At 75.8% G+C, this 9,099-nt stretch carries 6 protein-coding genes and 1 pseudogene; 6 read left to right on the top strand and 1 reads right to left on the bottom strand.

Annotated features, from left to right (window positions below; genetic code table 11):
- The 3 genes from AOK09_RS33440 to AOK09_RS33430 all read left to right on the top strand — a co-directional run.
- On the top strand, window positions 1-538 hold a 538-nt coding region (locus tag AOK09_RS33440; protein ID WP_157876139.1), incomplete at its 5' end, for a hypothetical protein.
- Window positions 539-678: 140 nt separating this feature from the next.
- Window positions 679-1,059 carry a MerR family transcriptional regulator gene (locus AOK09_RS33435; RefSeq protein WP_055590977.1) on the top strand — a complete coding sequence of 127 codons (381 nt, stop codon included), beginning with the start codon at window positions 679-681 and terminating at the stop codon, window positions 1,057-1,059.
- 26 nt (window positions 1,060-1,085) lie between these two features.
- Window positions 1,086-2,069, top strand: a complete 984-nt coding sequence (locus AOK09_RS33430; protein WP_055590976.1) for an aldo/keto reductase — start codon at window positions 1,086-1,088, stop codon at window positions 2,067-2,069.
- Between the two features lie 99 nt (window positions 2,070-2,168).
- On the opposite strand, the pseudogene AOK09_RS33425 reads toward AOK09_RS33430, so the two are convergent.
- Window positions 2,169-3,133, bottom strand: a pseudogene (locus tag AOK09_RS33425) (DUF1152 domain-containing protein).
- A gap of 105 nt (window positions 3,134-3,238) precedes the next feature.
- Here AOK09_RS33425 and AOK09_RS33420 point away from each other — a divergent pair.
- The 3 genes from AOK09_RS33420 to AOK09_RS33410 all read left to right on the top strand — a co-directional run.
- On the top strand, window positions 3,239-3,526 hold the full coding sequence (locus AOK09_RS33420; RefSeq protein ID WP_063796144.1) for a hypothetical protein: 288 nt from the start codon (window positions 3,239-3,241) through the stop codon (window positions 3,524-3,526).
- A 127-nt stretch (window positions 3,527-3,653) separates the two neighbouring features.
- Window positions 3,654-6,977 (top strand): hypothetical protein, encoded by a 3,324-nt coding sequence (locus AOK09_RS40580; protein ID WP_055590973.1) that lies wholly within the window; start codon window positions 3,654-3,656, stop codon window positions 6,975-6,977.
- Between the two features lie 155 nt (window positions 6,978-7,132).
- Window positions 7,133-9,099: ATP-binding protein (locus AOK09_RS33410; RefSeq protein ID WP_055590972.1), on the top strand; the 1,967-nt coding region annotated here is incomplete at its 3' end.

The following is a 9,099-nucleotide window of genomic DNA, read 5'->3' as shown; positions in this document are numbered from 1 at the left end:
CGCCCAGTCCGGATCGGCGGTCACCGCCGATCCGGACTGGGCGACCCCCGGTCTGATCACCGGCGTCCTGCTGCTGATCGCCGCGCTGCTGGTACTGATGACGGTGCGTCCCAACGGGTGGTGGCTGCTGCCCGGCATCCTGCTCGGCATCGCCCTGCTCGCCCTGCCGGGCGAGATCCTCAAGGGAGAGGTGCTGCTCCACCGCGGAGTCCGCACCGACGTGGTGGTCACCACCGCCCACCACGGCAAGGCAGGCAGGGACGGCAGGGTGCACTGGACCTGCGACATCCGCCGAGCGGACGGGAAGCCGCTGGCCCATGCCGTCCTCAAGGACCCGGACTGCTGGGGAGAGGAGCAGGTCGGCACCACCGAGACGGTCGTTGTGGACCCCGACGGCTGGACGGCCCCGGCCTCGGTGGACGAGGACTACTCGGGCCTCGGCGCCGGAATCGGCGTCGTGGGGGCCGCTGCCGCGCTGTGGGTGCTGCTCGTCCTTGCGGCGGCCCGCCGCACGCTCCGCCCGAGCTCACCGAGATGACACCGCCGGGGGCCGCCCCCGACAAGCGGCCCCCGAACGCCCGGCGCAGGCACCCCGCCGTCCTGCCCTCCGGGCCGCGGCGGCGGAACCGCCGGTGCTCTCCTTGACCTGGAGCGCGCTCCAGGTGTCACAGTCGTCGCATGACGCAGACCCTCTCCCCGGCGCAAGTCGTTGAACGGTCGGGCTTCAGTCTCGACACCCTGCGGTACTACGAGCGCATAGGGCTGCTCGACGGCATCGGCAGAAGCGCCAGCGGCCACCGCCGTTTCAGCCAGGACCACCTCGAATGGCTGGGCGTACTGCGCTGCCTCCGGGACACCGGCATGCCCATCGCCGAGATGTGCCGGTACGCCGAGAGCGCCCGCGGGGGCAGCCGCACCATGGCGGAGCGCCTGGCGCTGCTCACCGCGCACGAGGAGCGGGTCGAGCGGCACATCGCCGAACTCCGCGCCCAGCAGGACCACCTGCGGGAGAAGATCGCCTGGTACCGCGAGCAGCTCGCCGATACCGACCAGTCCTGAGCAGCAGAAGTCCGGAAGGGAAGACATTGAGCATCATCCGCACACTCGGCCGCAGCGGGATCGAGGTCGGCGCAGTCGGCGTGGGCTGCTGGGCGGTCGGCGGCCCCCTGCACTCCGGGAGAGAGCAGTTCGGCTGGGGCCCGGTCGACGACGGCGAGTCGATCGCCGCACTGCGGCGCGCCCTCGACCTGGGGGCGACCTTCTTCGACACGGCCAGCAACTACGGCGCCGGTCACAGCGAGGTGGTGCTCGGCCGGGCGCTGGCCGGGCAGCGCGACAAGGTCGTGATCGCCACCAAGTGGGGCTACACCTTCGACGAGGCCACCGGTGAGGCCGGTCCCGAGGACGCGGGTCCGCAGTATCTGCGCTCCTGCCTCGACGGCTGTCTGCGCCGGCTGGGCACCGACTACGTCGACCTGTACCAGTTCCACCTCGGCGGTGCCTCCGTCACGGCCGCGCTCGACCTGGTCGCCACCCTGGAGGACCTCGTCGCCGACGGCAGGATCAGGGCGTACGGGTGGAGCACCGACGATCCGCGCAGCGCCGAGGCGTTCGCCCGGGCCGGGGCGGGCTGCACCGCGATCCAGCACGACTACTCCGTACTGCGTGACGCCCCCGGGATGGTCGCCGTCTGTGAGGAACTGGGCCTCGCGAGCATCGCCAGGGGACCGCTGGCGATGGGGCTGCTGTCCGGGAAGTACCACGACGGGCGCCGCGTCGGAGCACAGGACGTACGCTCCCAGGGGCACGCGTGGATGACCTACTTCACGGACGGCGCGGGTGCCCCGGAGTGGCTCGCGAGGGTCGACGCCGTCCGCGAGGTGCTCACCTCCGGCGGCCGCACCCTGGCGCAGGGCGCGCTGGCCTGGCTGCTGGCACGCAGCCCGGCCACGATCCCGATCCCCGGCTGCCGCACCGTCGCCCAGGTCGAGGAGAACCTCGGCACCCTGGCTCTCGGAGCGCTCAGCGAGCGGGAGTTCGCCGAGGTGGAGGCGCTGCTGCGGGGGTGACGGCGGGCGCGTTCGCTGCTCGTCCGTCCCGGCCCGGGGCCGCCCGTACGCAGGGCGGCCCCGCTGGCCGGGCCCGTGCCCCGGCGCGGGGGCGATGCCTCAGTGCGGAAAGACGCGCGGGGGACGGGAGCGGGGCAGCTCGTCGCGGAACTCCTCGATGACGCTGCTGATCTGCCGGGTGAGGACGGTCGTCTCGATGCGGTCCAGATAGAGGTTGCGGCGGGCCAGCCCCACGGCGTCCACGGTGAAGTACATGCTCATCAGGGGGTTGACGAACAGTTCGCTGTTACGGGTGCGGTCGGTGAAGCGGACGTCCCCGAACTCGCCGCGCAGCGCGGCGGCGACCGAGCCGTTGACGATGCTGGGATGGGTGGGCGTCGCCGCCTGCGCATGGGCGACGGCGTCCAGGTACAGGGCGCCCTCGCGGCTGCCGCGGGGGACGGAGAAGGCCCCCAGGTAGGCGCCGTCCCGGTCCAGGGCGGCCAGGTTCTCCAGCACATGCACGTGGTTGACGCCGTGGTAGGCGTCGACGCCGAACCCCAGGCAGGCCACCAGCCGCTCCGCGACCTCGGTCAGCCCGTTCACCGCGGCGAGGCTGGCCATGTCCTCCTCGGGGGTGCCGAGCCCGGACTCGTCGCCCCGCATCAGGATGTCGGTGCCGCCGTCCACCAGCACGATCGCGTCCACACCGCCGAGATGTGCCAGCAGCGCCCGGTAGGCGGCGCGCAGCGGCTGCACCCCGGTACGGGAGAGCGCGTACACGGTTGGGTCCATGCGGTGCAGCGCCAGCCAGCGCGCCAGGGTGCGCTCGGGGAAGTAGTCGCCCCGGGCCTCGGTGTCGGGGCGGATCACCGCCACGTCCTGCTCCAGCCACACGTCCGTGGACAGGCCGTACAGGTCGGCGAAGGACAGGTTGGCGAGGTGCACCTCCTTGCCCGCACTGCGCAGCGCCAGCGCCAGCGGCAGCCCGGCGTACACGTCGAAACCGCCGCCCGCACCGGCTATCAGCACCCGTGCGCGGCGCTCAGCCGCTGGAACAGCACCGGTTCCTGGAAGATCACCACCGCTGGACGATAGCAGCGCACCGCCGGTCCCGGACCGGGGCCGGGCCCCGCGACGGGAGGGCGACGTCGGTTGCACCGCGCCGTCCGGGCCGACATGCTGACGGGGTGCCGGGTCAGCGCAGGAGGAAGCAGGCGCGCGAGCGCGCCGCCCGGGCGGCGGCCGGAGACGCCGGGCGAGGACCGGGGCACTGGGAGGTGCTCCTCTCCACCGGCGACGAGGCGGAGCTGCGGGCCCATGTCCGACGGCTCCGTGACGGGCATGCGCTCGCCGACGACGCCCGGCTGCGGATGGACATGTTCTGCGGCCGCTTGGTGCAGCCCACGACCTACCAGTTGAGCGTGTGGGTCCCCGACCCTGCGGACGGGACCGCCGCCGACCCGGACACCCCGTGAGGCAGCGGTCCGGCGCCGCCCCACGGCACACGGCTGCGCCAAATGCGTTGCACCCGGACCCGCCGCCTGCAACGATCACCGCCATGACGATCCGAAAGGCTGGCCTCGCGAAGTCCCGGTGACCGCGATGGCAGACCACCACGACCCCCGCATCCCTTCGCCCGCACAGCTGCGGGCACGCTTCGACCACCTGCCGTACAGCGCCCGTACCGGCGCCCTGTGCCGGTACGCGCGAACGCTGGAGCAGGCCGCCTACGAACGGCTGCGGCAGGCCCTCGACAGCGGCGGCGACGACGACCGGCAGACCGGTCTCCTCCTCGCCGTCGCCCGCCGCGACCTCGACCGGGTCGGCGCCGCGCTCCGCGACTCGCTGCTCTGGCGCCGGGCGCTGTCCGCGGCGATCAGACTGCCCCTCCCGGAGGACGACCTGACCCGGGCCGCCCTCGACGGTCCCCGGGCCGTGCGCCACGGCCTCTACCGGGTCCTGCGGTTGTCCCGCCGCCGGAACACCGCCGACCGGCTGCTGCCCCTGGTGCACGCCCGCCACGGCGACCTGGAGGCGGCCCGGCTGCTCCCCGCCTGCTCACCGGCGACCGCCGACCACTGGCTGCCCCGGCTGGCGGTGCCGACCGCGGACCTGCACTCCCTGGCCCGCACGGCGCCGCTGGCGGTGGCCCGCGCCCTGGTCGCGGAGCAGCGCGCCGCCGAACAGAGAGGATCCGCCCCGCGCGGATCCGCCCGACTGGTGTCCGTCGTCGCAGCCCGCGACCGGCAGGCCCGGCTGCTGCTGCTCGACGCCGCACCCGGACTGCTGACCCCGGCCGCCGTCACCGTGCTGCTGCGAGAACCCGGGGCGGTGCTCAATGCGGTCCGCAGCGGGACCGCCGACCACCTGCCGGTACCCGGTACCGCGCTGCCCCACAGCGTGCAACGGGCACTGCGCGCCCTGCCGCCCGCGGACCTCGCCGAGCTGGCGGCCGTGTGCCGGCTCGCGGGCCGGCACTGGAGCGGGTACGACCGCGTTCCCGAGCCGGTACTGGCACTGCTGCCCCCGGACGCCCGCACACGTGTCGCCGAGTCACGGATCGCCGGGCGTGGCATCAGGGCGATGAGTGCCGTCCCCACGCTGCTCGCCCTGGAACCCGGGGACCGCGCGGACCTGGTACGCCGTCTGCTCGCCGGCCGCCAGGGCCGCAGACCGTACCTCCGGACCAGGCTGCTCTCCCTCCTCCCCCTGGCCGAGGCGGAACCCGAGCTGCGGCCGCTGGCGGAGTCGCACCGCCGCCACGACCGCGAGCTCGGCTGGCCGGCCCTGATCGCCTGCAGCCAGCTGGACGGCGACCCGCAGGCCCACGCAAGGGTGCTGCGTTCCGCCGAGCGGGCCTGGCACGACCAGTGCAGCATCCGGGCGGCCGCCCTCGGGCAGTGCGCCGACACCCCGGAACCGCTGCTGGCGCGGGTGCCCCTGGAGGTGCTGCGCGACGCGGCGCTCACCACCGTCCAGGCCCGCGACACCACCGCCACGGCACTGGCCCGGATGCACACCTGGCTGCACCGCACCGCCCAGCAGGCGGCCGCCGCACAGGACCCCGCGCGGGTCGCAGCGGCAGCGGGGCTGATGGCCTGGGTGGCCGGCCATCCGCGCACGGAGACACCGGTCCGTCCGCTCCGCCTCACGGCCGTGACGGCACGTCAGGTATGGCAGCACTGCGAGCGGACCCTGCCGCGACCGGACCTGCTGCTCACCGTGGCGGAACTGCTGGGGGCGCAGGTCGCCGAGGTCCCCGGGCTGGACCGCTGGCTGCGGGAGCGGCTGCGGGAGCCCGCCGGGCCGCAGGCCATGGCGCCCTGGGCCGCCGGACCCGGACCGGCGGAGCGGGCGGTACGGCTGTGGACCGGTCCGCGGGCGCTGCGTGAGGAGCGCTGCGCCGAACTGGTGCGGGCGGACCCGTCGTACGCCGCCGTGGACCAGGTCTGGCAGGTCCTCGCCCTGCGCCGCACCGATCTGCTCGGCGGAGTGCTGGCCGCCGCCCGGGACCGGCGCCCCGGGGCGCTGTGGCCGCGGCCCGGCACCGGCCTGCCGCCGCTCCCGCCCGGGTCCGCGGGCCGCTGGCGGCCCGCGGACCGTGCTGCCCACGGGCGGCTGCTGCGGACCGTCGCAGCGGACGCGGCGGAGGACATCGGCCGCCGGACGGCCGCGGCCCGCGAGATCACCGACCCGGGGACGGCCGCGGAACTCGCCCGCACCGCACCGCAGCCCGTGGCGGCGGCCGCGCTGACCGCCCTCGCCGCCACCCCCGACACCGGCGGGGCCCTTCCGGTGCTGCTGGCCTGCGTACGGACCGGCGGGGTGCGCGGCCGTGCGGCGATGGCCGGACTGCGTCAGCTGCTGCGGCGGCTGCCGGACGCCGAAGCGGTACGCATTCCCGCCGGTGTGCTGCTGGACGGGGAGGCGCCGGTCGGCGCCCGCAAGGAGGCTGCCCGCGCGCTCGGCGACCTGTTGGGCGGTGAGGCACGGCAGGCCCTTCTGCAGGCCTGGGACGGCGGGCCGCCGCACCGCGATGTGCGGGCCGCGCTGGCCGTGGTCCTGCTGGACCTCGTCGACCGGGAGGACGTCCGCGACCGGCTCCTCGCGGGGCTGGACGAGCCGGCGGTCCGCGAGGCGCTGTTCGCCGTCGGGGCGGCGGCGCTGCCGGTCCGGGCGCGCGCCGGTCACCGGCTGCTGCTGGTCCGGGCCATGGCGCATCCCGACGCCGCGACCGCGTCGGCCGCCTGCGAGGCCTACCGCCGCTCGGGGCCGCCGACGGCCGAGGCGGCCCGCGCCGCGGCCGCTCTGGTGCTGGCGCTGGACGCCCCGCTGCGGCACTGCGCTCCCGCGGTCGCGCTGCTCTCCCGCGGAGTGAGGCGGCCCGAGGTCCGGCAGGCCTGGCTGGAGGCCGTGCTCCAGCTGGCGGACCTGGCCCGTGGCGCCCGTGACCGCAGGGCCGTGGCCCGGCTTGTCGCCCTGGCGGACGGCTTCGGCGACTGCGCCCCCGAGCTGCTGGACGAGCTGGTGCAGCCGCTGGCCGAGGCGGGGCTGCCGGGGCGGGCCGCCGCCGCGGCGGCCGCGGCCGCCGTGAAGGCACTGCTGTCCGGCCGGGCCGACCCCGTCCGCTGGGACCGCTGCCTGGACCTGGTCGAGGCCGGGTCGGCGCGGCTGCCCGAGCTGCCGCTGCACGGCCCCGGCCGGCAGGCGGACCGCCTGCCCCGCGAGGCGGTGTCGCAGGTCCTGGCCCGGCTGCGGGCCCGGGGCAGCGCACCGGCAGGGGTACTCGCGGTACGTCTGCTCGCCTCGGCCGGGCAGGCCGACGAGTGGGCCGGGCCCTGGCGGACCGAGCTGGAACGGTGGCGGCGCCACCCCGACCCCGATGTCGCGGAGCACGCCCTGCTGGTCGACGTCCGGCTGCCCTGAACCGCCGACCGGGGCCGCCGCCGCAGCGTACGGCGGCGGCCTCCGGGCTGCGGGGCCCGGCACAGGGCCGGGCCCCGCAGGGGTCGGGCTCTTCCTCTGCGGGGCCGCCCGACGGCACCATGAGGAGAGTCCAACGGCCGGACGGAGGGGGTCAGGTGCCGGACGAGCCCAGCTGGCAGGAGCTGATCCACCGTCACCAGGCCAGGGAGTTCGTCGGCCGGGACCAGGAGCTGGCCTGGTTCCGCGGCAACCTCGCCCTCCCCGTGGCGGAACGGCGCTTCGTCGTCAACATCCACGGCGACGCCGGCGTCGGCAAGAGCTTCCTGCTGGAGGAGCTGCGCCGGATCGCCGCCGACACCGCCGGCGCGGCAACGGCCCGCGTGGCGGAGGACTGCCGCAGCCTCCTCGACGTCTGGGAGGCCCTCGGGACCCAGCTGGTGGAGCAGGGCTGCCTCCCCAGGTCCTTCCCGCAGCGGGTCGCCACGGTCGCCCAGCAGCTCAGGGCCGCCGCCGCACCCGACGGCGGCGCAGCCGACGAACCGTCACCGGCCGGGCGCCTGGCGGCCGGAGTCGGAGTGGCCGCCGTGCAGGCGCTGCCCGTGGTGGGCCCCTTCGCCGGACTGATCTCCCCCGACCAGGTCGCCCAGGGCGCCCACCAGCTGGGAACCGCGGTCGGCCGGCGCCTGCGCAACCCCTCGGCGGACGGCCACGGCACCGACGAGGACCAGCTGTCCAGAGCCTTCGTCGAAGGGCTGCGCACAGCGGGCGGACGCCCGCTGCTGCTCTGCTTCGACACCTACGAGCGGCTGGAGCCGGTCGCCGACCAGTGGCTCCGCGACCTGGTCCACGGCCGCTACGGACGGGTGCCCGCCACGGTGATGCTGGTGGTGAGCGGGCAGCGCCCGCTGCGGGCCGACCGCTGGGCGCCGCTGCTCCCCGTCACCGCGGCGATGCGGCTGCGGGTCTTCACCCAGGAGGAGACCCGTGAGTACCTGGCCAACCGGGGGATCACCGACCCCGAGGTGGTGAGGGTCGTCGAGGGCCTGTCGGGGCGGCTGCCGGTCCTGGTCGCCACCCTGGCCCGCACCCGTCCCGCCGGCGTCGAGGAGGTCGGGGACCCCAGCGGTGACGCGGTGGAGCGCTTCCTGCGCTGGGAACCCGACCCGCAGCGGCGGGACTTCGCCGTCCGCAGCGCACTGCCCCGCACCCTGGACGGCGACGTGCTGGAACTGCTCGCCGGGCCCCGGGACGACGGCAGGCTGGGCGCCTGGCTGCGCAGCATGCCGTTCATCCAGGACCAGGGGCGGGTCCTGCGCTTCCACGAGGTCGTGCGCACGGCGATGCTGCGCTACCAGCACAACCTCGCGCCGCGCCGCTGGGCGGCCCTCCACCGCGAATTGGCCGCGGGCTTCGGCCGCTGGCGACAGGAGGCCGACTCCGGGGCCGACGAGGGTCACGGCGACGACTGGTGGCAGCTGCGGCGAGAGGAGTACTACCACCTGCTGTGCGCCGACGGGGAGCGCCGGCTGACCGAGGCGCTGAACGAGGCCGCGGACGGCGGCAGCATCGGCCCGGTCTCCGCCCGCGCCTGGGCGGAGGTGCTGCGGGACGCCGGACGCGACGGGGAGCACCCCGCCCTACTGGCCTGGGGCGCACGGCTGTCGACGGTTCTCGACGCGCCCGCCGACGACCCGTCCGGCTATCTGACGCTGCTGATCGACTTCGCCGCACTGCAACCGGCGGTACGCGCACAGGCGCTGGCCGCCCGCGCCCGCCACCACTTCGCGTTCGACCGCGAGACGCAGGCGGCCGCCGACTGCGACCGCGCCCTGCGGCTCAGCCCCGACGACCCGGCGCTGCTGGTGGAGAGGGCCCGGATCCACCGCTGGGAAGGAGAGTTCGACCAGGCCCTGGACTGCCTGGCCCGCGCCCTGGAACGGCAACCCGGCTCGGCCGCCGGCCGTACCCTGCGCGGCTGGGTCCTGCTGGACGCCGGCCGGTCCGAGGAGGCCGCGCAGGCGTTCGCCGCCGTCCTGGAGACCACCCCGCAGAACGAGTCGGCCCGCCTGGGACTGAGCTTCACCGCCCATCGCCGCGGCGACCACGAGGAGGCGCTGCGCCA

This window comes from Peterkaempfera griseoplana, from assembly GCF_001418575.1.
In the GTDB taxonomy this organism is placed as follows: domain Bacteria; phylum Actinomycetota; class Actinomycetes; order Streptomycetales; family Streptomycetaceae; genus Peterkaempfera; species Peterkaempfera griseoplana.
This window is presented reverse-complemented; position numbering and strand designations above follow the sequence as displayed.

Coding starts and splice junctions, on each gene's coding strand:
- AOK09_RS33435 (WP_055590977.1), top strand. CDS start 679: ATGACGCAGACCCTCTCCCCGGCGCAAGTCGTTGAACGGTCGGGCTTC.
- AOK09_RS40580 (WP_055590973.1), top strand. CDS start 3,654: ATGGCAGACCACCACGACCCCCGCATCCCTTCGCCCGCACAGCTGCGG.